We start from the raw sequence: 24,353 nt of genomic DNA on the forward strand, positions 1-24,353 counted from the left end.
CGACCATCGCCGAGCATCGACCTCAGATATGTCCCCACCCATGACAGGAGCAACGACCGACCTGAACAACCGTCACGGTAGGCACCGTTGCAGTACTAGCTAGGGCCTGTGTGACGTCGTGATCAATATTGCGGTTTCGTGCTTGCCCGGAAGCGGGATCCGGTAGGACGTTGTGTGACACGCAGGCAACTCACCGACGAGCAGTGGACGTTCATCGAGCCGTACTTGCCGATCGGCGAGTCCACCGTGAAGACACATGTGAACCATCTGTTCGCGAAGATCGGCACCCGCACCCGCACCGAGGCTGTCGCCTGGGCCCACCAGAACGGCTACGGCGAGCCGTCCTGAGCTTGTGGCGACTCCACGCCACATCGCGGTGTCATTCCAGACATCCACCGACTCTTTTGACTCCCGAGTCAGTGGCGGCCCGCAGCATGGGGGCCCGGAAGCTCCCCTCGATCACCCCATCCCGTCCGTTGCCACTGCCGGAGAGAAGGTTGTCATGAGCGCATCTACCCGTACCAAGTTCGCCCGTTTCCTGGCCGTCCCCGCCCTTGCCATGGCGAGCACGATCCTCGCAGCCGCGCCCGCGAGCGCCGGGGGACTCTCCATAGGCGTCAACGGCGCCACCGTCGCGGATGCCGGGCGGACACTGAACGTCTCCGTCAGCTACCGGTGCCTCCCGGCATTCGAGTGGGTCAAGATCACCGTCCAGGCCACGCAATCCGCCGTATCGGGCCGCGGCTCGGTCCAGCTCCCCTGCACCGGCGGGGAGACCGTGACCATTCCGGTGGGCGTCACCTCGCCCGGTGACACGTGGATCAGGTCCTCGGTGAACGTGGTCGTGCACATCTACGACGCCGAGCTCGACCGCGGCGGGGCCGCGGCCACCGTCGTCGCCAACTGACCGGCGTCCACGGAAAACGAAACGGCCGGTCGATCCGAAGGTCGACCGGCCGTCCCGGTTTGTCGGGGCCGGCCCTCTACCCGGGCACTTGTGCACCGGCAGCCCGGCCGTGTCATGCGCGCCCGGTCGGCCCCTTGCCTCGGGCCACCCCCGCCGGCCTTCGGTGGCAGGGCCTTCCTGGTGCTCTTGCGGGCCGCGGTCTTCTTGGCGGTCTGCTTGGTGGTGCTGGTGTTCTTCACGGCATCGCCGGTCTTCGGGTGCCGCTCCTGGGCGGCGGCGAGGGCTCGTTCCAGCACAGCCGTGAGGTCGAGGACCGCTCCGCCGGGCGGCAGGACTCGCGACTCGGGGGCGTGCGGGGGTTCGATCCCGGCGAGGCGGGCTTCGACGACTTGCTCCAGGGCGTGGGCGTACTCGTCGTGTTCGGCCTCGATGTGGAAGTCCTCGGTGATGGCATCCATCAGGTTCCGGGCCAGCGCGACCTCCTCGGGGCGCAGCTGGACGCCTTCGGGGCGATGCCGGCGTCGGAGCGGATTTCGTCCGGCCACAGCAGGGTCTGGAGCGCGATGACGTCCTCGCGCACCCGCAGGACGGCCAGGCTCTCGCGGGTCCTGATCGCCACGCGGGCGACGGCGACCTGGTCGGCCTCCAGCATGGCCTGGCGCAGCAGCGCGTACGGTCGGGCGGCGGCGGGGTTGGATGGTCCGAGGTAGTAGGCCTTGTCGTAGTTGACCGGGGCCACGCGGTCGGCGTCGAGGAAGCCCAGCACGGTGATCTCTCTGGAGCTGGAGAGCGGTAGGTCGGCGAGGTCGGCGAGGTCGGCGTGGGTCAGTACGACGGTGCGTCCGTTCGGGGCCTCGTAGCCGCGGGCGACGTCGTCGAACGGCACGTCCGCGCCGTCCAGCTCGCAGACGCGTTTTTGCCGGATCCGGCCGCCGTCGGCGGCGTGGACCTGGTGCAGCGGCACGGTGTGCCGCTCGGTCGCGGCTTCTCTGAACTACGAGGTCAGGGCGACAGCCGAGGTTCGGTCGTCGGTCGGGGTGCCGCACCGGGCTCGCGGCAGTCCGCTCGCGTAGCCCTTGCCCGGCCGCGTACGGTCTGCGCATGGCGAGGACCAGGCCGGCCAGGCCGGTGTCCGTGGAGGCCGTGTTCCCGGAGCTGGCCCCGTACCGGGCCCGGACGACCCGGTTGCACCCCAGAGGGGCGGCCCGGCATGCACGACAGTCACGTCGGCGGGCGGATGCTGTGGCCGGACGGCGAACCATGGCCGCTCTGCCACGAGCCGCACCAGCGCGAGAGCGAGGGGTACGCACCGGAGGAGATACGCAGTGCCCGAGCGGCAGGCGTCTGGCCGCCGAGCCGGCCATGGCCCCGCGCAGGAACTCCCGAAAAGGACGGTCCGGTGCCCTTCGTGGGGCTGGCCCAGTTCTTCCGCCGTGACATCCCCGGCCTTGCCAGCGGGCCCGGCGGTGCAGACCTGGTGCAGCTCTTCCGCTGCCCCCACATCCACGGCCCGTACCTGGAGCGCCGCTACCGCCTGCGGTGGCGACGGACACGGGAGACCGAGCGCGCGGAAGGCTTCCTCGCCGCTCCGCCCGAAGTGCCCCTGCTTCGATGGGAGCACGAACTCCCCGAGCCGTGTGTCCTGCACCCGGAAGAGGTGGACACCTATCCCTGGGCGGAGGACGACACGCTGCCCGCCTCGCTGATCGCGCGAATCGACGCATGGGACCGCACCTGCCCTGCGAACGCGGTGGTGATCAGCGTGGATGAGAAGACCGGGGTCACCGCACGCTCCCGCAAACACCCCGACCGGTCCGGCCGCCCCGGGCAGCGCACCCGCCGGGAGTTCGAGTACATCCGCCACGGCACCGTCTCAATCATCGCCGCCCTGAACGTCCGCACCGGCCAAGTCCTCACCGAGCACACCGACCGCAACAACGCCGACACCTTCATCGGCTTCCTGCGCCAACTCGACGAGTCCGTCCCCGCCGGCACCAGCATCCACCTGCTCATGGACAACGGCTCATCCCACGTCGCGAAGACGACGAAGGCCTGGCCGGTCACCCGTCCCCGCTTCAACATCCACCACACCCCCGAACACGCCGGCCGGCTCAACCAGGTCGAGCTGTTCTTCTCCACCCCGACCCGACGTCCACTACGCCGCGGTCGGTTCGCCTCCCGCGACGAACTGGCCGCGGCCATCGACACCTTCGTCCTGGCCTACGACGAACACGACGCCAAGCCCTACCGCTGGACCTGCGACGGCAGCCCACTCAGAGGGCGTTAAGAACTCGCGCGGATAGGCGGAAAGGATACCGGCGAGGTCCAGGCGGGGGCCTGCGTAATGTGCAATGGTGACGCTTCGTGTTCGTGTGGCTGCGCTCGCGTCCTGTCGGTGCCCTGCCCATGTGCGGGCGGGGGTCTGGCGGTCGTGCTTTCTGCGGTGCTGTGTTGTCGGGTACGGCTACTGTGCCGGTCATGTCTGATGATCTGCGGGGTATCCGCCCATGTGCTGAATCTGCCGTGGCCGCCCAGCGGTTGGCCGATCCGGGGTTCCTGGTGAACGCGGACCCGGGATCGGTGATGGCGTTGCTGGATGCGGCGTCGGGTCCGGTGGCGCGATTGGCCGCGTCGGTGTACCGGGCCTCGACAGACCTGCATCGTGACGTCACTGCGGGGGTACGCCGACAGCTGCTGGCGCTGGATGCGGCCCGTTACGGGGACCGGGAGCTGTCGGCACGGATCACCGCGGTACCGGTGGAGGACGAACCCGCCGCACCGTGGGGCGTCGAGTGGGCCACCGGCTCCCAGCTCGACCGGTCCGTGCGTCGTATTCCGACTGGCCACACCGATGCGTTGCTGGCGATGGCGACGGCGGTGGTCGACGGCCGCCCCGTGGCGGTCACCGGCGGTACTGACCGGACCGTGCGGATATGGGACCTGACCACCGGCCGGCAGATCGGCCAACCCCTCACCGGCCACACCGGCGAGGTGGACGCGGTGGCGACGGCGGTGCTCGACGGCCGCCCCGTCGCGGTCACCGGCGGTACTGACCGGACCGTGCGGGTATGGGACCTGACCACGCGCGAGCAGATCGGCCAACCCCTCACCGGCCACGCAGCTGCGGTGGGGGCGGTGGCGACGGCGGTGGTCGACGGCCGCCCCGTCGCGGCCACCGGCGGCGGCGATCACACGGTGCGGGTGTGGGACCTGACCACGCGCGAGCAGATCGGCGAGCCCCTCACCGGCCACACCTCTTACGTGTACTCGGTGGCGACGGCGGTGCTCGACGGCCGTCCCGTCGCGGTCACCGGCAGCCACGACGACACCGTGCGGGTATGGGACCTGACCACGCGCCAGCAGATCGGCGAGCCGCTCACAGTCGCCGACTCCGGCGCACCGGTGGAGCCGTACGAGGAGGGGGTGCGAGCGGTGGCGACGGCGGTGGTCGATGGCCACCTCGTGGCGGTCACCGGTGGCCACGACGAGACCGTGCGGGTATGGGACCCGACCATGGGCAAGCAGATCGGCGAGCCGCTCACCGGTCACGACGGCTGGGTGTTGTCGGTGGTCACGACAACGATCGAAGGCCGTCCCTGCATCGTCAGCGGAGGCGAGGACTGGACGCTCCGGGTGTGGGATCTGGCCACGGGCGAGCAGGTCGGCGAGCCGGTGAACGGCCATACCGACAAGGTGCGGGCGATGGCGACGGCGGTGCTGGACGGCCGTCCCCACGTGATCGCCGGCAGTCAGGACGGGATGGTGCGGGTGTGGGACCTGACCTCAGGCGGCCAGGTGGGTGAGCCGCTCACCGGCCACACCGGCGAGGTGGACGCGGTGGCGACGGCGGTGCTCGACGGCCGCCCCGTCGCGGTCACCGGCAGTTCTGACCGGACCGTGCGGGTGTGGGATCTGACCACCGGCCGGCAGATCTGCCGACACCTCGCCGGCCAGGACGGCTGGGTGTGCGCGGTGGCGACGGCGGTGGTCGACGGCCGTCACGTCGCGGTCACCGGCAGCCACGACGAGACCCTGCAGGTATGGGACCTGACCACGTACGAGCTGATCGGCGAGCCGCTCACCGGCCACACTGGCGATGTGTACGCGGTGGCGACGGCGGTGGTCGACGGCCGCCCCCTGGCGGTCACCGGCGGCGACGATGGCACGGTGCGGGTCTGGGACCTGACCACCGGCGACCAGGTCGGGCCGGAGTTGGTGTTCCCGCTGGGGGTCTGCGCGGTGGCCGTGGTGCCGGATGGTCGGCTGGTGGTGGGCTTCGGCTGGTAGGTCGCGGTGTTGGCCCGCCGTTGACCGGCCCCGCACAAACGTCTCGCAGTACGAGCCACTTGAGAGGCGGTCCCCCGAGGACGTGGGGGTCTTCAGGGGCTGATGTTCAGGGGCGACGGCGGGGACGTGTCTGCCAGCGGTGGGTGGTCCAGGCTCGTCGAATGAGGCTGCGGACGGTGATGATCGTGTCCGCGAGGTCGAAGAACGCGTCAATCACGACGGCGCGGCGCTCAAAGCAGCGGGCGAGACGGTGGAAGGCGTTCTGCCAGGCGTGGGTCCGCTCGACATGCCACCGTTGGGCGTTTCTATGACTTCTTCAAACCAGACGGACCCCAGAGCCCAGAAGCGGATGAGACGGACTCTGGCTTTCGCTGCCCCTGCGAGGGCATACCTCGCCTTCTCGGCATATCGGGTTAAATCGGGACATGAAGGAAGGTCGCATAGCGGATGATCGCTATCAAGATGCCCACTGAAAGCTCGGCCCGACCGACACCAACTCGTCTTCTCGGTCAGGTAGGGCTTGTTGTGAAACTCCTGGTCGCGCAGGGTCTGGGCTACATGATGCTGTCGTTGTCAGCGGTGCTGTGCATGATCGGCGCATCAGCTCTTGTGTAGATGGGAAAGCTTCATGCCGATCACAAACCAGCAGGTAGTGGGACACGCGTTCCTGCGGGATATGTTCGACGACTCGTACTTCCCTGGTCACCTTGGTCGACCGGGGCAGGGCAATCCTGCTGCAACTGTGTGAGCGCATCGAGGCAGAGCGGCCGTCGGATCTCGAGGCCTTGTATGCCCTCACCCAGGCAGCGGCGGAGGAGTTCAACCTGCTGGACAGGGAGTTCATGGCGGCCGGGAGCGGGAGCGAGACGGTTGCGCGCGAATGGATCTGCGACGAGTTCTCCTTCGTCGCATCGGCATACGGCATACGGGTTCGCGGACGCAGATACGGAGAAGCTGGCCGCCGGCCGAAACTGGTGACCCCGTCGCAGGCGGGACATGGTATCGGCCCCGCCCGCCGGAGCGCCGACCTGTCCTCCCCGCGAGTGCGGGGGTCAGCCGCGCCAGGCCCGCCGACTGAAGGCCGACGAGCGGTCCTCCCCGCGCTCGTGGGGGTCAGCCGCAGGTCACCGTACGCCGCAATGGCGCCCCATCGTCCTCCCCGCGCCCGCTGACGAACACGTCTACGGACCGTCCTTGTTCAACGAGCGGATCTGCTGCACCTTGTCCGCGGCCCGTCGGCCGAACAGCACGACTGCCGAGATCAGCACCCCCGCGCCCACCGTCTGGACCTGTACACCCCCTGTCAGACCCACAGATTCGGCCGTCCAGGCCAAAGCGGGTGGGGTCACCGCGAGGACAGCCAGCCGCAGAGTCTCGAACTCGGTCGACGGTTTGACGCCCTCGAGGTCGGACTCCGGTAGCAGGGCGCCCAAGCGGCCTTCCACGTACGCCTCGGCGATGGAGTGCAGTTTGGCCGCCAAGTCGCACCGCGCGAGTTCTGGATACGTGTCCAGGCTCGCCTCGGCCATCCGGAGGGCGGCGACCACCTTGCCGGCGTGCTCCTTGAGCGCGGCCTGGCGGTGCGAGCGGCGGGGAACCGTTCCGCGCCGCAGGCGGGCGCGCCGAACGGCCCGCTCACTGCCACGCAGCAGCCGTGGCAGATCTCCGACCCGATCGGGCGACTCACACGCCGCCAGTGCTTCCAGAAGCGGCTCGAGTGTCCGGTAGTGGTTCCACTTGCTGCCCGTCAGTGCCTTGGCCGCCTCGTGCGCGCACCACACGGCGACCCGTGCTGCGACGAAGTACATGCTGTAGAGGATCGATGCCGCCAGCATCGCGAAGACCGTGCTCTGGAGCGCGAGGAGCTGCTCGATGACGTGCGTTCGCTTCACGACCTTGACTTCGAGGCCGAACACCGCGAGGGCGACCAGCGCGCTCGCGAACACGGAGAAGTTGAATACCGGAAGCATCGCGTGGGCGGAGCGGACCTCGGTCCGCAGCACAGTCGAGATCCGCCGTCCGGACGCCACCGCGTCGAGTGCGCCCTGTGCTTTATTGGTGAGCTTGCGCGCGGCCGGCCCTCCGGGCGCCGTGGTGGCCAACCGCCACCAGTGTCCCAGGCGCTGCCGCACCGAGGCTGCTTCCGTTCCCGACACGTCACTCTCCTCTGGCACGGGCTCCGCGTAGGCAGCACGATCACACCGGTAGGCGCCAGCCGGGTCCGTCCTCGTCGCCGAGCCAGACCCGCTGTCCGTCGCCGGTGACGGTGATGCCGAAGTGGTCCTGGTGCGGTGCGCCGGCCGCCTGCCAGGCCTCGATGGCGTGCTCGACCTGGTCCCACAGGCGCAGCGGGCCGCGTTGGCTGACGGTCCATCCGCCGTGGCCGTCGGGTTGGGTGCGGGCGTGGGAGCCGGTGGCGTGGTCGATGAGGATCTGTTGGTCGCCGGCGCCGATGCGTTCGGCGGAGGGGGCGGCGAGTTGGGCGACCCAGGTGCCGGTCCAGGTGGTGATGGTGGCGGGGTCGATGCGGGTGGGGCGTTCGTCGCCGGGGAGGAGGGTGGGGTTCTGGCGCGGGGGGCGGTCGTGGGGGCGGGCGATCATGAAGCTGGTCCAGCCGGGCAGGAAGCGGCCGGTCGCCTCGCCGGGTTCGGTGACGGTCAGCAGGGCGAGGCCGTAGCCGTACTGCCAGCCGGAGAAGGTGACGAGGATCTGTCCGCCGGGCCTGACCTGGTGCAGCCAGGGGTAGGGCAGGGTGCGCACCGCGCAGGTCGCGATCAGTCGGTCGTACGGCGCGGCGGGCTTGTGGCCGGCGAGGCCGTCACCGACGACCAGGCGCGGGGCGTAGCCGACGGACTTGAGGGAGGTGGCGGCGCGTTCGGCGAGGCCGGGGTCGACTTCGACGCTGGTGATGTTCTCCTCGCCGAGGCGGTGGGCGCCGAGCGCGGTGGAGTAGCCGGTGCCGGTGCCGATCTCCAGGACGCGGTGGCCGTCGTGCACGTCGAGTTGCTGCCACATACGCAGGACCAGGGAGGGCAGGGTGGACGAGGAGGAGGGGGATCCGGCGACCGGTTGGTCGGTGTCGGCGGGGTGGATGCGGCCGTCGAGCTGGGTGATGAGGGTCTGGTTGGTGTAGACGGCCTCCAGCCAGCCGTCGCCGCCTTCCTGGACCGGTTCCCAGGAGGTGGGGAAGGAGCCGGGGACTTCGCGGAAGTAGTCGCCGACGAAGGCCTCGCGCGGCACGGTTGCTGCGGCGGCACGCCAGTGCGGGTCGGTGAGGCCCTCGTCGGCGGCGAGCTGCCGGACGAGGGCTGCGCGCAGGTCCGCGGCGGCGGCGGTGATGGTGGTCATGCGGCAGGGCCCTTCTGGAGCTGGTCGGCGATCGCCGTGGCGATGGCGTCGGTGGTCGGAGGCGGGAAGAACGCCCACTGCCCGTTGCTGTTGCATTCGAGGAACCACCAGTGGCCGGAAGCGTCGACGGCGAAGTCGAAGGCGCCGTAGACGAGCCGGAAGTGCTCCAGGTAGCGGGCCACGGACCGGCGCACGGACGTGGGCACGTCGATCGGGGTGTGGGTGACCAGGTCCTGGCGGCGGCGCCAGTCCAGGTCGGGGCTGTCGATCCGGACGGCGAAGAGCTCGCGGCCCACCGCGGTCAGCCGCACGTCGTAGTCCTTGGCCAGGCGGGCCTGGAACAGGTGCGGGCAGGCGGCGACGGCGTCGGTGATCTCGTCCGGGGCGACCTCGGCGACCCAGGCCTGCACCGGCCGGCCGTCCTCGTCCGTGCAGGGCGAGTTCCACAGCGGCTTGTAGACCGCCCCGCCGGGCTGTTCGGCGCAGAAGGCGCGCGCCTGCTCGGGGTCGGTGGTGACGATCGTGTCGGGGACGGCGAAGCCGGCCACGAGCGCGGCGTCGAGCTGGGCGGGCTTGTGCTCGGCGGCCCGGATCCGCCAGGGGTGGTTCACGTAATGGGCGCCGGGCAACGCGGCGAGGACGCCCCCGACGCCCCACTGGGCCTGGGCACGGGCGAACTCGGCGTCCTGCCCGTCCATGCCGACCGGCGCGGCCCAGCCCGAGGGGCGCCGGTACCAGACCGCGCGGACCCGGTCGAGGTCGAGGGCCCGGCTGGAGGTGGCGAGGGTGCCGCGCCGGCCGGCCGCGCTGTAGCGGGCGGTCAGCACGGCACCCCGGTGGAGGTCGGCGCCGGGATCCGCGCGTACGACCCGCACCTGCCGTTCGGCCAGGATCCGCAGCACGATGTCGGCGGTCGGGTCGTAGGCGCAGGTCAGCACCAGGACCGCCGGCTGTCGGTCACCCGCCACGGTTCAGCTCTGGTCCTGGTCGTTGGACGTCACGGTGTCCACGTCGGTCGGCTGGGCCTGGCCGCCGCTCTGCCCGTCCCCGCCACCGCCGCCGGTGCTCGTCGGGCCGGTCTGGTCGGTGCTGGTCCCATGCTTGCCCAGCTCGACGGTGCGGCCCCGCTCGTCGTGGAAGACCGCGACCGGGGTGTCCGGGTCGATGACCGGAGTCAGGGCGGGCCAGGGCGGAGCGTCGGCGAACGGGCGCATCCGGGTGGTGCCCCACGGGGCGGCGACGGCGTTCGGCATCCAGATCTCTCCTGCACGTGAAGTGTGACGCTGGCGATGCAAATGGTGACCATCAGTCATGGTGCCGGTCTGCGGGACTGCCGGCAGGCGTTTCGCCGAACTGCCGGTCAAGCTTCGGCATCGCCCTCCCCGCCGAGCACCGCCCGCGCGCCACGGCAAGGGGTGAGCGGCCCCGGAAGCGCGGCTCCGCCGAAGGCGATGTCGGCGGTGAGGGTGGAGTCGGCGATGGGCGGGGCGCCGAGGAGGATATCGACGCAGTTGTCGAGGATCGGCTGGTCGCTGTCGATGTTCAGGAGCGAGGTCCGGGAGCACCACGGGTGAGCGGCCGACGGTCGGGGCTTGGCGTTGCGCACCCCCGCAGCACCCCCCGTAGGCGCTGGGTCCGTCCGGTGGGCATGGGCCGGCAGGTGCGGCACCCGTGCGTGGGTCGGCTGGTCAGCTGAGGTCGAACTGCCAGTACGCGATGTCGCGGTACCCGGGCGACTTCGGGGCGACCTCCACCGTGGCCGGGCCTCCGTCCTTGTCGGGCTTCACCCGTACCGGCACGGTGCGGTGCTGCTCCGTGTCGAGGGGCGGCGTGAGGGCGGTGACGGACGCGGCCACGTCCAGGACGGTCATGCCGGGGGCAGGGACGGGAGCGGGGCCGGCGCTGGAGGCGGGGGTGGCGGACGGGCTGCCGGAGTCGATGGCTTTCCCCGCGCGGACGACGACGGGGGCGGAACCACGGGTCGTGCCGACGCCGGTGGCGGGGGACGTCCCGCCCGGGCGCAGTTCCTTGCCGGTGCGGTTGTCGTAGGTGATCGTGAAGCTGTAGCTGTTGTCGGGTTCCCGGTGGGGCGGGCTCACGGTGATCCTCAGGCCGTCGTCGTAGCGGGCAGTCCCGCCGGCGTGCAGGGGCTCGACCACGGTTCCGGGGCCTTTGACGTACCCGTGCTGGGTCAGGGAGTCCTCGAACTTGGCCAGCGCCATGGCTCCCAGGACGACCAGGGCGGTGAGGAGTGCCAGTGCGATCCCGCAGCCGGTGGCCCAGCGCGGGTTGACGGAGGGCCGGGGGGCGGTGGGAGCCGCGTTCGTGTCCATGTTGATCACGGTAGGGAAGCGGCCGGTCGGAGTGCATGAGCGGGCGTACTCAAGGGCCGCCTGAGTAGTGCCGAGGCGCCGCTGGCGGGGCGTCCATACGCTGTTTGAGCAATCCCCGCGAGTGCGGGGCCGACAACCCGATGGGCGAGCGGGGAGACGCTGCGCAGGAGCTATCCCCGCGAGTGCGGGGCCGACCGCCGGAATGTGTGGATGCCGAGTTGGGCGATGGAGCTATCCCCGCGAGTGCGGGGCCGACCGCGGTATCGACGCGCCGGGGGGTCACTTCTCGGAGCTATCCCCGCGAGTGCGGGGCCGACACTTCCTGACCTGCTGCGATTGGGCGCAGAGTGCGCCAATCCATTCAGTTCGAATCCGGAGCCCGCGTTGCGATATCGACGTCCCACAGGCCATCTCTCCCAGCTGCGCCCCGGTGAGCCGACTCTGAACCTTCGACAGCATCGTACGGGCTGTTGTCAGGCTTGGGTGTCGGGGACGGGTTCGCCGGTGAGGGCGTCATGGCCGACAACGGCGCCCGCTACTACCTGGTGCATGCCTGGCGCGATGCCCTCGCCACCGAGGGCATCGCGCACAAACGCACCCGACCCTACCGCCCCCAGACCAACGGCAAGGGCGAACGCTTCAGCCGCCCCTGCTCGACGAATGGGCCTACGCACGGCGCTACCGCACCGAACAGGAACCCCACGACGCCTACCTCGCCAGGCTCCAGACCTACAATCACCACCACGGACACACCGCACTCGCAGGCAAGCCACCCGCCAGCCGCATCCCCAACTTCACGGGACAGGACATCAGGAGGTTGCGCAGACAGGCGCGATGGGGCTCCTCGGGAGATGAAGAGGCACAGGGCCTGGTGATCACCGGGAACCCTGCTTCTCTGTGCCGTGTCCTGGAACTCAGGCAGTGCACGAAGTCGCGGCGGGGCGCCGACCAGCGGTGAACGCGGCCGGTGGGACACCCATGAAGTGGCGGAACTCGGCGGTCATGTGGGACTGGTCGTAGTAGCCGGCCGTCGTGGCGATGTCCGCCCATCGGCCCGCATCGGCCGCGAGCATGAGGCGGACGCGGTCGATGCGTGCGAAGTGCTTGGGGGACAAGCCGGTGGCGTCGGTGAACAGGGCGCGCAGGCGGCGCTCACTGATGTGCAGCCGGGCCGCGGTCGCGGAGACGGTGGTGTCGGCCAGTAGACGCGCCGCCTCTTCGAGCCGCTCCGACGGTTCCGGGCGGTCGGCCAATGCTTCTGCGAGAGCGGCGACCGGGTCGGCGGCGAGCCGGTCGATGTCCAGGCCCGGTAGTTCGCCAAGCGGCAGGACACCGTCGGCGAGGCCGTTCAGCGAAGGGAGCCGAAGGCCGCACTCTGATCGCTCGACGGTCCCGAAGGTAAGGTGTCGACGCACCGCTTCCGCCGTACCCCGCGCAGCCGTGGGTACGTCGGCTCCGGACGCCGTCGCGAACGCAGCGGCAGACCCGGGCGGCGGACCATCGTGTCCGGTTCGGGTGGCGGCCGCCTCGCGCGGCACGAGGAGCGGTCGTTCGGCGGGGGGCGTGCATGCTGAAGGGGCTGGCCCAGTGGGGTCAAGAGCTCTACTGGACGAGGATCGGGGACCAGCGCCTCGGCCTGGCCCCGCCGGGCAGCAGGGACACGGGCCTGCTGCGCAGTGGGTCCACCCCCTGCCTGCTGACGGTCCTGCGGCTGGCGGCGTACCAGGAGACGGGCAGGAGGAGCGATCCGGACCTGGCGGCGGCGCTGGTGCGTGCCGGTCGTCTCGCCCTGGCGGTCGAGCTGGTTCGCTCGGGCGCCGGTCGGTCCGGGCCGGAGGAGGATCTCGTCCACCTGGTGCGGACGGCGGGCGAGGCCGGGGATCTGGACGGTGCGCGGGCGCTCGCCGAGTCGCTGACCGACCGCGCGCTGCGGGACAGCGCCCTGGTCGCCCACATCCCGGCGGTGGCACGCGCCGGTGACCACGAGGGTGCCGCCGGCCTGGCGCGGACGGTCCGCTACCCGCACAACTGGCCGCGTGCCTGGGCCGGGCTGGCGAAGGCGGTGGCGGACGGCGGCGACCTCCCGGCCGCACTCGGGTACGCCGCCAGAGCCGTCGAGTGCGCCGGCGCCGGCGCGGAGTCGGGGCGCGCGCTCGTGACGGCGATGGAGATCGCGCATGCCGCCGGCGACCACGTTCTGGCGGGCATGTTCGCCGACCGCGTGGAGGACCTCGTCCGCCGCGAGGGCCGCAAGGGTACCGGGCAGCGCGCGTCCCTCGTCGCGGTGCTGGCCTTCGAGGCCCGCATCGGCGACCTGGGCCGGCTCGACGCCGTGCTGCGCAGCGTGGCCCGTGCCGCCGCGAGGGCGGCCGAGGAGGCCGAGGCCGCGGCGACGGGGGCGCGGGAGCGTGACGCCGACCCCGATGTCCTGTGCCTCACGATCCGCGCCCGGCCCAGCCCGCACTTCGACGCGAGGATCGTGCCCGAGCTGCTGGAGGCGATCGCCGAGAGCGCCAACCGGGACGTGGCCCTCGCCCTGGCCGACCGGGCCGAGGAACTGCTCCGCCGCGACAGCGGCTTCGAGGGCTTCGCGCTGCGGAAGGCCGTGACCTTGCTGCTGGCCCGGCACGGGCAGGTCGAGCGGGCCACGGCGCTCGCCGACCGGATCGCCGATCCCGATCTGCGGGCGGCGCGGAAGGCCGAAGTCGTCGAGGCGCTGGCCCGGTCCGGGGACACGGACCGGGCCGAGGCCCTCGCTCATGCCCTGGCCGACCGCCGGGTGCGGAGCCGGGCCTTGATGGCGGTCGTCGGCGAGCTGGCCCGGCGCGGCGAGACGGCCCGGGCCGAGGCCCTCGTCCCCGCGATTCCCGACCGCTGGGGGCGGGGCGAGGCACTCGTCGACGTCGTCGGTGCGCTGGCCCGCCAGGGTGAGCCGGAGCGGGCCGAGGACCTGGCCCACACGATCCCCCACGGCCGGGCGCGGGCGCGGGCCCTGGCCGCCCTGGTGGAACGGTCGGAGCCCGCCCGCGCCCGCAGGCTGGCCGCCCGGGCCGTGTTCCTCGGCGGCTGGGCGATGGTCCTCGACGACCTGGAGGAGATCGCCCCCGGTGGGACAGTGGCCATCGCCGACGAGGTGATGCGCCGGCGGAAGGCACGCACTCCCGGCACGGGGGCGACACAACGATGAGGACGGCCCCCGGGCCGTCGGCCGTGACGCGGGGCTGAGAGCGGCGCGGGAACGGACGAGGCGGGCCGACCCCCGTACGGGAGCGGCGCAGGAGCGGGACCCGCCTTCGGCGATGCACTCCGCGGGACCTGTCGGCGATGGCGGGCGAACGGAAGTTCCTGATGGTCGCGGACTCCAAGCTGGTGTCCTATGCGAACGTCGCCGCCTTGCAGACCGCCGGGGTGGAGTTCATCGCACCGGTCCCAGCCGCGCAGGTCAAGGACGAGGTCTACGCTGCCCTCGATCTGGAACAGGCTTCGGTGGTGGACTGGGTGCCCGACCGGGAGGCGGGCACGGCACCTGCCGAGCGGGAGGTCTATCGGGTACTGGAGGACGTCCACACCCTGGCCGGGCCGCGCAAGCGCGACCCGGTGCTCACGGTGCGCCGGATCCTGGTCCACTCCACCGCCAACGCCAGAGGTCGGCAGGCCGCCCGCGCCAAGCGCCTGGCCAAAGCCACCGAGGAGCTGGACAAGCTCGGCCGTGCGGCGGGCGGACGGCATTACAAGACTCGGGAGAAGATCGCCGCCCGGGTCGGGGTCATCGCCGCCCGCCGCCGTGTGGTCTCGTGCCTGCGCTGGCACATCACCGAGGACGAGGCCGGCACCCCGGGCCTGGACTGGCATGTCGATCACCAGGCGCTGGATGCCGAGGCCGCCGTCGACGGCTGGTACGCACTGCTGGCCGGCCTGTCCGCCGACAAGGCCGACCCCGCGCAGGTCCTGGTCCACTACAAGGGCCAAGGCGCGGTCGAGCGCCGCTACGCGGACTTCAAGGGCCCGCTCGCCGTCCTCCGCTGTTCGTGCAGCACAACCACCGCGTCGCGGCTCTGGTCCAGGTGATCTGCCTGGCACTGCTGGTGTTCTGCCTGATCGAACGCCAGGTCAGACGGGCGCTTGGCCCCGAACAGACCATGGTCGGCCTCTCTTCGGACAACCGCCGGGTCCGCCCCACCGGCCGGATGATCCTCTATCACCTCGGCGAACTCACCCTGCGCATCGGCAGCATCGTCGACCGGCCGATAGTGCAGATCACCCGCGGCGTTCAACTCCACCTCCTCGAACTCCTCGGCATCGAAGTCACCCAAACCCGCTGGCCACAGACCTGAACCGGTGACCCCTGCAGTGCAGGCCCAGCCCTCGGGGCCAGCCCCGTACGATCAGATGCCGTGATCACGACCAGGGCAGACGGCCTCACCCTCGATACCGACCCCGCGCGCATCGATCTCGACCGCGTGCACCATTGGCTTTCCACTGACGCTTTCTGGGCTCTGGGCCGGAGTCGAGAGACCGTGGCGCGATCGATCGAGCACTCGCTCGTCTTCGGTGTCTACACCCCGGACACCGCCGGGCAAATCGCATTCGCCCGAGTCGTCACGGACTACGCCACCTTCGGTTGGCTTTGCGACGTCTACGTCGCCCGCGAGTCACGCGGCCGGGGCATCGGTACCTGGCTGGCGGAGTCGGTCGTCGCGGCGCTGGCGCCCTACCGGCTGAAGCGGTTGATGCTCTCCACGTTGGACGCGCACGAAGTCTACGCACGTGCTGGCTTCTCGGCCGTGGCCGAACCAGAGAAGCTGATGTTGATCACCGCGCCAGCCACTTCGACGGTTCCGACCGAACCGGCAACCGGAGGCGTAAAGCCACTGGCCACAGACCTGAAACGGTGACCCGCGACGTACGGGACCAGCAGGGCGTCGGTGTAGAGGGAGAACTGCAGAGCGGCGTCGACCAGCGTGTCCAGGTCGACGTCAGCGGGGTCGAAGCTCTCCCAGTCGGGGCGGGGAGACCGACGGTGGCGATCGGCCCGAGGTTGCCTCACCAGTGACCGGTCTGGCGCCGAGCCGGTTGCACCGGCATGACGACCACTCCGCTGTTCGCGCCGCCGTTGCACTCCGACACCCGAGACGAGAGGGCGTTCCCGACGGCGAGGACCAGGCGCGGCGCGCTGCCGAACAGGCGGCGCTGCACCGGGCCGCCGACGCGGGGAGGCAGCGGGACATCCTTGCCGCAGCAGGGCTCCGTGCGCTCGCGGCGATCCGCCACGACTACTCACACGTGGCAGTGCAGGCCGACCAGGAGGGTGTCGCCCGGGAGGTCGGCGAGGTAGCGGTCGATGTGCTGCTGACCGTCGGGCAGCTCGGGCCGGTGCGGACAGTCGTCCCGGTGGCGGCAGGCACCGTGCGCGACCGGTCCGCCGTCCTCGTACCACCAGCCGCCCAGCGAGAGCACGTTGTGTCGGGGCAGGGCCCCGGCCGCCCGGCCTTCGACGAACCGTTCCCGGGGTTCCTGTCCGACCTGGACGACCGGGTCGGTGAGGAAGAGGAAGTGCGAGGAGTACCGCGCGGTGGAGAGCGCGGCCCGGTGTTCTTCGTAGGCTCGCAGCAGGGGCTGGGACCAGTAGTCCGCCGCGGCCTGTTCGCGGGAGTAGGCGCAGCCCTCGGTCACATGGCGGCCGTAGTAGACGTCATAGGGCTGGGCGGCGGGCAGCTCGGCCGCCAGCTGGTGCCAGTGCAGCCAGACCGCGTCCGCCAGTTGCCGGGCCTCCTCGGTGGAGGCCCCGAAGTCCAGCAGCTCGCGCGGTCCGCCGGCGCACCAGCCGAAGTCGTTGACCGGCGGCTCGACGTAGCCTCCCCAGCGGCTGGGGTGAGGAGCGACCAGCCGGAGGTCCGTCTCATGGCCGGGCAGCACGTTGAACGCGCGGCTGACGATCCTCCAGGAGTCCCAGATGCGGTTCTCCTCCCGGCCCTGGGCATCCAAGTAGAAGGGCTCCATCGCCTCGGCGACTGCCTCCTCAACCCGCTCGGCCGCTTCCGCCGGGAGACACAGGGTGATGCTCATACCTGCCACTGCGGCATCAGACCACCGCGTGATCGGCGTCGGCAACCGAGATTCTCCACCCGGCGGTGTGCGGCGGGCCGCGGTCGGTGATGCGGCGGGAGCTCAGTTGTGGGTGGCAGGTGAAAGATGGAGGATCTGGAGCTGCTGCTGGACGCCGGTGATCTGCTTTCGGACAGTCCCCTGCTTTCGATCCTTGGCTGGGCATCGTGCCCAAGAGCGGTCTGATGCACTGCGGTTTCAGGCCGCTGACATCGCGCTTCACGAGCGGGCGTGTCCGCGTCTTGATCAAACAAATAGAGAGTGCTGCTGACCTGCAACGATGGGACTTGTCGAGGGTCCTGTCAGATGCAAAGAAAGAAGCACTCTCCAGGTGAACAAGGGTATCGGGTCCCATCCACGTGTCCGCGGTCCGGGACGACGGCGGCGGGGTGATCTCGCAGGCCGGTGGGGTCCTGCCGGTGGAGACGGTCCGTAAGGCCGGGCCGGACAAGGCGATGTCGGCGGCGTTGACGCCGTGGCGCAAGCCGCGGGCGGTGCACGATCCGGGGAAAGTCCTGCTGGACCTCGCTCTGGCGGTGGCACTGGGCGGGGACTGCCTGTCAGATGTGGCGATGCTGCGGGCCGAGCCCGCGATGTTCGGACTGGTGGCCTCCGATCCCACGGTCTCACGGCTGGTCGACACCCTGGCTACGGCCGGTCCCCGCGCGCTGGCGGCGGTCCGCCGAACGAGGTCCGAAGTCCGCGAGCGGGTCTGGAAGTTGGCCGGGAAGGATGCCCCCGATCCTCGACTGGCTTGCCGCCCGAGGCCGATGGCTGTCCTACTCGGTCGGGATGACCATCACCGACGCCGTCCACCAGGCCGTGCTCAGGGTCCCCGTCTCGGCCTGGACTGCCGCCGTCGAGCCGAACGGCCAGGTCCACGACGGTGCCTGGGTCGCCGGACTCGCCGGCGACGTCCTCAAGGGCCGGCCGAGCGGGATGAGGCTGATCGTCCGCAAGGAACGGCCCCATCCCGGCGCGCAGTTGCGCTTCACCGACGCCGACGGGATGCGACTGACCTGCTTCGCCACCAACACGAAGCAGACGCCTATCGCGAGGCTGGAGCTGCGGCACCGCCAGCGAGCCCGCGCCGAGGACCGCATCCGCGCCGCCCGCGACACCGGCCTGCGAAACCTGCCCCTGCACGACACCGCCCATAACCGCATCTGGCTGGAGATCGTCCAGCTCGCGCTCGACCTGCCGGCCTGGATGCCCAGTGCTCGCCCTGACCGGCCCCGCCCGCCGTTGGGAGCCCGAACGCCTGCGACCACGGCTGTTCTCCGCCGCCGCCCGCCTGGCACCACCGGTCGTCGCCGCTACCTCCGTCTTGCCCGCCACTGGCCCTGGACCGACGTGATCACCAGCGCTCTCAGTCGCCTGCAATCGCTGCCGAACCCCGGCTGACCAGCAATAACGGCCCATCCCGACGAGCAGCCCTGCCCCCGGAGTCGTGGAACCCGGCGCCCACTCGACGCGACAGCCGGGCCACCGCCCTGCCCTTCACCAGCCCGAGAAGCCGAAACGGCCCGCCCGAGAAACCGACGGGCCGTCACGAAAGATCGAGGTTGGCGACAGAGCCCAGAAGTTGGACCAGAACCACGATTCGTGATCGAAGCACAACCTTGCCTGACCCACCGATCGGGATCCCCCGATCGGGATCCTGCAGGGCCGGCCCAAGACGAAGTGGGGCTGGCCCCCGCCAGCCATCCTCCAGACCGGCCGGCCATGACACGTGGGGAACGCGGATACCGAGTCTGAACACCCGGAAGGCATGGGCCGAAGCGCGTGGCACAGCTCCCGCGCGACTCCGGCGTTCACTGCGCGAGACGGTGAGGTCGGCGGGTAGGCCGCCAGCATCCGCCGCGATTCGACGCCGCCAACACGGACGCCGGGGCGCCGTCCAGCACCTCGCTGCTGTGCTCACCGCCGCCGGCCGTCCGGGACTGAGTTTGTGATTATCGGCTGGTGCCGTAGAGTCGGGACCACCGACGCGGGGTGGAGCAGCTCGGTAGCTCGCTGGGCTCATAACCCAGAGGTCGCAGGTTCAAATCCTGTCCCCGCTACCAACAGACGCCGGGGCTGACGTACATCGTGCGTCAGCCCCGGCGTTCTTCCGCGTTCCAAGCCGCTGCTCCACCAAAAACGTACCCGGCTGGACAGCACCCCGAGCGCCTTGTCGATCTGCGGCTTCCAGCTGGGCCCGGCCGCCGCGCTGGAGACCGTGGCGTGCGAGACGCCAAGCCGTTCCGCCGGATTCGTTGTCGGGAAGTTGCCCCTCCCACGGACCGGGCAGATGACGCGGGGGTCAGGGCCAGCTTGCGGGCACGGTGTCCTTCGTCACCAGCCTGTTGCTGGACCAGCAGAGTCGGTAGATGTCGACCTCTTCCAACAGGTTGCGGCCGGAACGGTAGAACTCGCACGTGGCGCCGGGCGGCCGGGGTGCGGAACGGGCGTGGTCGGGCGGGTAGGGGTAGGCGCGGGCGGGCAGCAGAGGGGTGAGTTCGACGCGCGGCCGACCGATGGTCAGCTCGTCGAACCGGGATGGCGGCAGCACGCTCGTCGTCAGTTGCCAGGCCAGATAGACGGCGGCGGGCACGAAGAAGGCGGCTGCGACGACCGGCGCTGCGAAGGCAGCGATGGAGCGGCGGCGAGCAGCGCTCCGTACGGAGGCGAGCCGCCTGGCGCTCTCTGGTGTGACGGCGTCCGTGTTGAGGGCTCGGCGGGAAGCGGTCCCGGACGGCAACGCGGACTCGGTGTGCCGCCCGCGGGTCCTGGCCTGTGTTCCGGGCGCCGTCCCGGGTCCCGGAGGCGGTGTCCTCGGGTGGGCCGCGGCCTGGTGCGGGAGGACGGCGGTGACGCAGAACCCGTCCTGATACGGGCCGCTCCACAAGGAGCCTCCGAGAACCGACACCCGCTCCCGAAGCCCCATCAGGCCCCGGCGGCCGACGCCAGATGTCGGGCCTTCGGCCGTGTGCGCCGGCCCGTCAGCCGGTGGAGCGGCGTTCACGACGCTCACGCGGGTACGGTCGGCCTCGTGTGTGATCCGCACCCGGATCGCACCGTCCGGCGCGTGCTTCATGGCATTGGTGAGGGCCTCCTGCACCACCCGGTACATCCCGCGCTCGACCAGCGGGGACAGCGTGGGCACCGCCCCGCGCCGCTCCCAGCGCACCGGCACCCCGGAGGCGACCGCCCGTGCGAGGAGGTCCTCGACGGTGTCGTTGACGGGCAGGCCCGCACCTGTTTCCGTTCCGGGCGGGTCGTGCAGGACGGCGACGGTCTCCCGCAGTTGTTCCACCGCGTCCGCGATCGTCCCGCGCAGTTCGGCGACTTCGGCGCGATCGCGGTCCGTGAGGTCGGGGGAGAGTTCCAGGGCCCCGGCGCGCAGGGCGACCAGGCTCAGGGCGTGGCCGAGGGAGTCGTGCATGTCGGCCGCGATGTCCGCGCGTTCGGTCAGCCGCGCCCGCTCCGCGACCAGGTGTTGCCGCTCTTCCAGGCTCCGGGCCAGCCGCCAGCCCTCCCGCACGAGTTCGCGCCGGCCACGCCAGTGCCGTCCGGCCAGCCAGGGCAGCAGAAGGGCGGAAGGCAGCACGGTCAGCGCGTAGAACCACCAGACGGCCTGCGTCCGCAGCACCGCGCACGTCGCGAGATCGGCCGCGAGGCACCCCGCGAGCACCAGGAGCGGGCGCCGTGCCGCGGCGACCCGGGCGCCCAGCACACAACTCAGGGCGGCCAGCGACAGGACCTGGGCGTTGGCGGGGGTCGCGGAGTCGGCCAGACCCAGCGCGCACAGCCCGTTGACGAGGACGACCGCGGCCCCCGGTCGACGGCGGGCCAGTGGCACGGCCACCGCCAGGACGGCCAACGGGAGGAGCAGGTCCAGGGCCGGCGAGGCCGCGCCCGCTTCCCGGAACCCGTAGCCGGTGGCGGCAGCGAGCACGCTCCACAGGGCCACGTCGCCGCGTACGGACCTTGCTGAAGGTATGCGCGTGTGCAGCATGACGCGTCGACTGTCCTTTCGATGGATGTCCTCACCTGCCCGGGTCGATTCTGTAGGACGGGCCCGGACGTCCGACCATGGGGTGGGCATGGTGAGGGCGTCCGGGCCGGTTCCGACGCGGGGTCAGGCGTCCCGGCGGCGCAGCACGTACAGGCCGATCAGGTGTGCGGTCGCGGCCCACGCCGCCACGATCAGGACCGCCGTCGCCGGTGTGTACGGGGCCTCGGCGCCGATGCGCATGAAGTGGTCTCCGGATCCGTGCGGCAGATGGTCGTTGACGTCCGCGAGCGTCGGGCCTCCGAGCCCCAGGAGCACGCTCGGCAGTGCCCACAGGAGTGTGACGAGGATTGAGAGCGCGCCGGCCGGGTGGCGCGTGGCGAACGCCACCCCGACGGTCAGCACGGCGACCAACGCCTGGTAGAGACCTACCGCGAGGACCTGCCGGAGGCTCGGGCCTGTCTCGAAGGAAGCCCGTCCGCCGAACGCCACCCAGGCCACCGCCGTGCCCACGACGGCGAATGTGGTGCCGGCGACGAACGCGACCACGGCCGCCACCAGTGCCTTCGCCGCCTGGACCCGATGCCGCCGGGGCACCCACAGCAGGGAGGCCCGCACGCTCCCCGTCGAGTATTCGGAAGTCACCGCGACCGTGGCCAGGACGACGACGGCGAACTGGGCGAGGACGGCGGAGGAGGCCGCCGCGTTCCCGACGGGCTGGATCGGATGCCCGTTGATGCGGGCGATCGAGGCGTAGTAGTAGGTGAAGACGCCGGTGATCGCGAGGCCCGCCAGAAGGCAGAGACAAGGGGCCCGGACGGACCACAGTTTGGTCCATTCGGAGGCGATCGCCCCGGCGAAGCCACCGGGTGCGCCCCGGCCAGGGGTGTCGGGCACGGCCCTGGGCGGGTCCGTCGGCCTGTCGGGTGTCGTCGTCGTGGTCACTGTCGTCCCCCTTCGTTCGGCGCCGCGGCCGCGCCGGTCGTGTCCGCGCCTTTGCCGCCCGTCGTGTACTCGGTGCTGCGCGCGGTCAGGTCCATGTACGCCTGCTCCAGCGAGACCCGGACATCGCACAGCTGGTGCAACCGGACCCGGCAATGGTGGGCCAGGTCACCGATCTCGGCGGCGGTGCGGCCCTCGACGGTGAGTTCGCCGGACGCGGACGTCTCGACACTCACCCCCTCAGCCGTCATCAGGCGACGGACCAGCGTCGCCCGCTCCCCAGGGTCGGGCACCACGGCGCGCGCCGACGCGGGAGAGGCGGCGGCGAGGAACTCCGTCATGGAGGTGTCGCTCAGCAGCCGGCCCCGTCCGATGACGACGAGATGGTCAGCCGTCAGCTGCATCTCGCTCATCAGATGGCTGGAGAGGAACACGGTGCGTCCTTCCGCCGCCCGGTCACGGACGAGCCGACGGATCCAGCGCACACCGTCCGGGTCGAGGCCGTTGACCGGCTCGTCCAGGACGAGCACCGGCGGATCGCCGAGCAGGGCGCCCGCCACCCCGAGCCGCCCGCTCATGCCGAGCGAGTACGTGCCCGCCGGCCGGCGGGCCGCCTTGGTCAGGCCCACCGTCTCCAGCACCTCGTCCACGCGGCGTACCGGGATGCCGTTGGCCCGGGCCTGGGCGAGCAGGTGCGTGCGGCCGGAACGGGCCGGGTGGACGGCCCGGGCGTCCAGCATCGCGCCGACCGCACACAGCGGCCGTCGCAGGTCCGCGTAGGGCCGGCCGGCGATCAGGGCCCGCCCGCGGGTGGGGTGGTCCAGGCCCAGGATCATGCGCATCGTGGTGGACTTCCCGGCCCCGTTGGGGCCGAGGAAGCCGGTCACGCGGCCGGCCTGGACGTCGAGTGTCAGCTCGTCCACGGCGAGGGTGTCGCCATAGCGTTTGGTGAGTCCTTGGAGGGTGATCACGGAGTTCCTTCATGTAGGTCGCGGACCGCGGAATACAGCACGCGGACGTCGACGGTGGCGCACACCGGCCGACGCGTGATGGGCCTGGCCCGGGGCGGCCGCCTCGTTTTCCGTACGGAAGCGACGCTAGGAGTCCGCGGCGTCGGCGCCCATTGGTCGAACGGCAGCGGCGTCCTGCCTTTCGTCGGGGGTATGCCCCGACCCGGGGCGGATCTGCGGGACTTGCCGTTCGCACGGTGGTGCGTCGGCCGTAGGCTCGCCGCGTGGAAGAGACGACACCGAGCAGCCGGCCGGTCCGGGTCCTGGTGGCCGACGACGAGGCGATGGTCCGGGCTGGTGTGCGGGCCATCCTCGCCAGGGACCCGCACGTCGAAGTGGTCGCCGAGGCGGGTGACGGGCACGAGGCCATCGCGCTCACCCGCCGGTACCGGCCGGACGTGGTCCTGTTGGACATCCAGATGCCCGGCTTGGACGGGCTGACAGCAGCGGCGCGGCTCCACCGAGAGCCGACGGCAGTCGGTGTGATCATGCTGACGACCTTCGGTCAGGACGAGTACGTCACCCGCGCCCTGGAGGAGGGCGCCGACGGCTTCCTGCTGAAGGCGGACGACCCGAGGGAACTGCTCAACGGGGTACGGGCGGTGGGAGCCGGCGGGGCCTACCTGTCCCCGCGGGTCGCCGGCCGAGTCATCGCCGGGCTGCGCGCCCACCGGGCGGCACATCCCCACCGCTCGCTGGAGCGACTCACGGAACGGGAGCGCGAGGTGCTGGCCGGACTCGGGACGGGGCTGTCCAACGCGGAGATAGCGGGCCAGCTGCACCTGGTCGAGGGCACGGTGAAGGCGCACGTCAGCGCGGTGCTCGCGAAGCTGGGCGCCCGCAACCGGGTGGAGGCGGCCATCGCCGCGTACGAAGCCAGCCTGATCCTGCCACGCCGTGGCTGACTCGGTGCCAGCGTCCCGCCACGTGCCGATCAGCGCGGCCGGTCTCCTCGCACATGCCGGGGGTCTTCGCCGGTTCCGGCCCGTCCGCGCTGACGGGCCGGAACCGGGGAACGGTCACACGCCGATGAAGCTCACCGTTCCGTTCGACACTGCCGTCGTCGCGGTCCGGCGGTTGCGGGAGGCGGGTGTGCCCGCGGCCGTCCGGTGTACCTGGTGCGACCGGACGGTGCCCGGGGACGGGACGCCGCTCGGTCCGGGGCCCTGTGCGTTCCGCTTCTGGCCGAGCGCCCATTGCCCGGCGAATTCCCTCACCAGCTGTGACTGCGGGTTCTGCGCCACCTTCGGGCCCGTCCGCCTCACCCGCTGAACGCCCTGGCGCGCCTGGGGGCGGCACCGGGGCTGGAGGGTGAGCACGGGTGGGCCGGGGGCCGTCAGGCGGCCGGCCAGCCGTGGTGGGTCAGGCCGCCGGGGTCGGTGAGGGCGCCGTGGATGCCGGCGGCGGGGTAGGGGATCAGGTCG

22 protein-coding genes, 1 tRNA gene and 5 pseudogenes are annotated in these 24,353 nt (G+C 71.3%); 14 read left to right on the forward strand and 14 right to left on the reverse strand.

Annotated elements, in window-relative coordinates; all coding sequences use genetic code 11:
• Positions 1-174: 174 nt before the first annotated feature.
• Complete coding sequence (locus ACWGKU_RS31850) at positions 175-348, forward strand: response regulator transcription factor (RefSeq protein ID WP_331768555.1); 174 nt, start codon at positions 175-177, stop codon at positions 346-348.
• A gap of 154 nt (positions 349-502) precedes the next feature.
• Entirely contained in the window at positions 503-907 is a 405-nt protein-coding gene (locus ACWGKU_RS31855; protein ID WP_331768554.1) for a hypothetical protein, read from the forward strand.
• On the opposite strand, the gene ACWGKU_RS31860 is transcribed toward ACWGKU_RS31855, so the two are convergent.
• Positions 853-1,365 carry a Ku family protein gene (locus ACWGKU_RS31860; RefSeq protein ID WP_331768553.1) on the reverse strand — a complete coding sequence of 171 codons (513 nt, stop codon included), beginning with the start codon at positions 1,363-1,365 and terminating at the stop codon, positions 853-855. The two genes, ACWGKU_RS31855 and ACWGKU_RS31860, sit on opposite strands and share 55 nt — an antisense overlap.
• Positions 1,365-1,880: pseudogene (gene ku / locus ACWGKU_RS31865) on the reverse strand (non-homologous end joining protein Ku); the annotation flags it as partial. The pseudogene ku and the gene ACWGKU_RS31860, both read right to left, overlap by 1 nt.
• Positions 1,881-2,306: 426 nt before the next feature.
• Between ku and ACWGKU_RS31870 the strand changes: the two are divergent.
• Together ACWGKU_RS31870 and ACWGKU_RS31875 are read left to right on the forward strand one after the other, a co-directional pair.
• Positions 2,307-3,194, forward strand: coding sequence for an IS630 family transposase (locus tag ACWGKU_RS31870; RefSeq protein WP_331768551.1), 888 nt, complete (start codon positions 2,307-2,309; stop codon positions 3,192-3,194).
• A 77-nt stretch (positions 3,195-3,271) separates the two neighbouring features.
• Complete coding sequence (locus ACWGKU_RS31875) at positions 3,272-5,194, forward strand: WD40 repeat domain-containing protein (protein ID WP_452180224.1); 1,923 nt, start codon at positions 3,272-3,274, stop codon at positions 5,192-5,194.
• 106 nt (positions 5,195-5,300) lie between these two features.
• Here the strand turns inward: ACWGKU_RS31875 and ACWGKU_RS31880 are convergent.
• A pseudogene (locus tag ACWGKU_RS31880) lies at positions 5,301-5,489 on the reverse strand (IS5/IS1182 family transposase); the annotation flags it as partial.
• 333 nt (positions 5,490-5,822) lie between these two features.
• Here ACWGKU_RS31880 and ACWGKU_RS31885 point away from each other — a divergent pair.
• A pseudogene (locus ACWGKU_RS31885) lies at positions 5,823-6,172 on the forward strand (DUF5713 family protein).
• A gap of 203 nt (positions 6,173-6,375) precedes the next feature.
• Here ACWGKU_RS31885 and ACWGKU_RS31890 read toward each other — a convergent pair.
• The 6 genes from ACWGKU_RS31890 to ACWGKU_RS31915 all read right to left on the reverse strand — a co-directional run bounded on the left by ACWGKU_RS31890 (position 6,376) and on the right by ACWGKU_RS31915 (position 10,875).
• Positions 6,376-7,350: a hypothetical protein gene (locus tag ACWGKU_RS31890; protein ID WP_452180225.1), complete on the reverse strand. Its 975-nt coding sequence runs from the start codon at positions 7,348-7,350 to the stop codon at positions 6,376-6,378.
• A gap of 40 nt (positions 7,351-7,390) precedes the next feature.
• Positions 7,391-8,542, reverse strand: a complete 1,152-nt coding sequence (tgmC, locus tag ACWGKU_RS31895) for an ATP-grasp peptide maturase system methyltransferase (protein WP_331768547.1) — start codon at positions 8,540-8,542, stop codon at positions 7,391-7,393.
• Positions 8,539-9,510, reverse strand: a complete 972-nt coding sequence (gene tgmB, locus ACWGKU_RS31900) for an ATP-grasp ribosomal peptide maturase (protein WP_331768546.1) — start codon at positions 9,508-9,510, stop codon at positions 8,539-8,541. The genes tgmC and tgmB overlap by 4 nt, the downstream gene beginning before the upstream one ends.
• Positions 9,511-9,513: 3 nt before the next feature.
• A complete protein-coding gene (gene tgmA / locus ACWGKU_RS31905) occupies positions 9,514-9,795 on the reverse strand; it encodes a putative ATP-grasp-modified RiPP (protein WP_331768545.1) in 282 nt (93 codons plus the stop codon).
• Between the two features lie 107 nt (positions 9,796-9,902).
• Positions 9,903-10,148 (reverse strand): hypothetical protein, encoded by a 246-nt coding sequence (locus ACWGKU_RS31910; protein WP_331768544.1) that lies wholly within the window; start codon positions 10,146-10,148, stop codon positions 9,903-9,905.
• An 82-nt stretch (positions 10,149-10,230) separates the two neighbouring features.
• Positions 10,231-10,875, reverse strand: a complete 645-nt coding sequence (locus ACWGKU_RS31915) for a hypothetical protein (RefSeq protein WP_331768543.1) — start codon at positions 10,873-10,875, stop codon at positions 10,231-10,233.
• 494 nt (positions 10,876-11,369) lie between these two features.
• On the opposite strand from ACWGKU_RS31915, the pseudogene ACWGKU_RS31920 reads away from it, so the two are divergent.
• A pseudogene (locus ACWGKU_RS31920) lies at positions 11,370-11,680 on the forward strand (integrase core domain-containing protein); the annotation flags it as partial.
• Positions 11,681-11,789: 109 nt separating this feature from the next.
• Here ACWGKU_RS31920 and ACWGKU_RS31925 read toward each other — a convergent pair.
• Positions 11,790-12,290 carry a helix-turn-helix domain-containing protein gene (locus ACWGKU_RS31925; protein ID WP_331768542.1) on the reverse strand — a complete coding sequence of 167 codons (501 nt, stop codon included), beginning with the start codon at positions 12,288-12,290 and terminating at the stop codon, positions 11,790-11,792.
• A 152-nt stretch (positions 12,291-12,442) separates the two neighbouring features.
• On the opposite strand from ACWGKU_RS31925, the gene ACWGKU_RS31930 reads away from it, so the two are divergent.
• From ACWGKU_RS31930 to ACWGKU_RS31945, 4 genes are all read left to right on the forward strand, one after another.
• Positions 12,443-14,062: a hypothetical protein gene (locus tag ACWGKU_RS31930; protein ID WP_331768541.1), complete on the forward strand. Its 1,620-nt coding sequence runs from the start codon at positions 12,443-12,445 to the stop codon at positions 14,060-14,062.
• A gap of 137 nt (positions 14,063-14,199) precedes the next feature.
• A complete protein-coding gene (locus tag ACWGKU_RS31935; RefSeq protein ID WP_452180226.1) occupies positions 14,200-14,943 on the forward strand; it encodes a hypothetical protein in 744 nt (247 codons plus the stop codon).
• Positions 14,904-15,209, forward strand: a complete 306-nt coding sequence (locus ACWGKU_RS31940; RefSeq protein WP_452180227.1) for a hypothetical protein — start codon at positions 14,904-14,906, stop codon at positions 15,207-15,209. The genes ACWGKU_RS31935 and ACWGKU_RS31940 overlap by 40 nt, the downstream gene beginning before the upstream one ends.
• Before the next feature lie 60 nt (positions 15,210-15,269).
• Positions 15,270-15,770, forward strand: a complete 501-nt coding sequence (locus ACWGKU_RS31945; protein ID WP_331768538.1) for a GNAT family N-acetyltransferase — start codon at positions 15,270-15,272, stop codon at positions 15,768-15,770.
• Positions 15,771-16,152: 382 nt separating this feature from the next.
• Here ACWGKU_RS31945 and ACWGKU_RS31950 read toward each other — a convergent pair whose 3' ends face one another.
• Positions 16,153-16,941 (reverse strand): hypothetical protein, encoded by a 789-nt coding sequence (locus ACWGKU_RS31950; RefSeq protein ID WP_331768537.1) that lies wholly within the window; start codon positions 16,939-16,941, stop codon positions 16,153-16,155.
• Positions 16,942-17,399: 458 nt separating this feature from the next.
• On the opposite strand from ACWGKU_RS31950, the pseudogene ACWGKU_RS31955 reads away from it, so the two are divergent.
• The 3 genes and pseudogenes from ACWGKU_RS31955 to ACWGKU_RS31965 all read left to right on the forward strand — a co-directional run.
• A pseudogene (locus tag ACWGKU_RS31955) lies at positions 17,400-17,600 on the forward strand (IS1380 family transposase); the annotation flags it as partial.
• Between the two features lie 172 nt (positions 17,601-17,772).
• On the forward strand, positions 17,773-18,384 hold the full coding sequence (locus tag ACWGKU_RS31960; protein ID WP_452180228.1) for a transposase: 612 nt from the start codon (positions 17,773-17,775) through the stop codon (positions 18,382-18,384).
• A 585-nt stretch (positions 18,385-18,969) separates the two neighbouring features.
• Positions 18,970-19,046: transfer RNA gene (locus ACWGKU_RS31965), tRNA-Met, on the forward strand.
• A 239-nt stretch (positions 19,047-19,285) separates the two neighbouring features.
• Here ACWGKU_RS31965 and ACWGKU_RS31970 read toward each other — a convergent pair.
• The 3 genes from ACWGKU_RS31970 to ACWGKU_RS31980 form a co-directional block, all read right to left on the reverse strand.
• Complete coding sequence (locus ACWGKU_RS31970; protein ID WP_331768535.1) at positions 19,286-20,980, reverse strand: sensor histidine kinase; 1,695 nt, start codon at positions 20,978-20,980, stop codon at positions 19,286-19,288.
• 123 nt (positions 20,981-21,103) lie between these two features.
• On the reverse strand, positions 21,104-21,874 hold the full coding sequence (locus ACWGKU_RS31975) for an ABC transporter permease (RefSeq protein WP_452180229.1): 771 nt from the start codon (positions 21,872-21,874) through the stop codon (positions 21,104-21,106).
• A gap of 44 nt (positions 21,875-21,918) precedes the next feature.
• The gene (locus tag ACWGKU_RS31980) at positions 21,919-22,890 is read right to left on the reverse strand and encodes an ATP-binding cassette domain-containing protein (RefSeq protein WP_331768533.1); all 972 of its coding nucleotides are present in this window, start codon (positions 22,888-22,890) and stop codon (positions 21,919-21,921) included.
• Positions 22,891-23,153: 263 nt separating this feature from the next.
• Between ACWGKU_RS31980 and ACWGKU_RS31985 the strand changes: the two genes are divergently transcribed.
• Positions 23,154-23,834, forward strand: coding sequence for a response regulator (locus tag ACWGKU_RS31985; protein ID WP_452180230.1), 681 nt, complete (start codon positions 23,154-23,156; stop codon positions 23,832-23,834).
• The last annotated feature ends 519 nt before the right edge of the window (positions 23,835-24,353 follow it).

The sequence above is a fragment of the Kitasatospora sp. NPDC054768 genome (genome assembly GCF_053612025.1).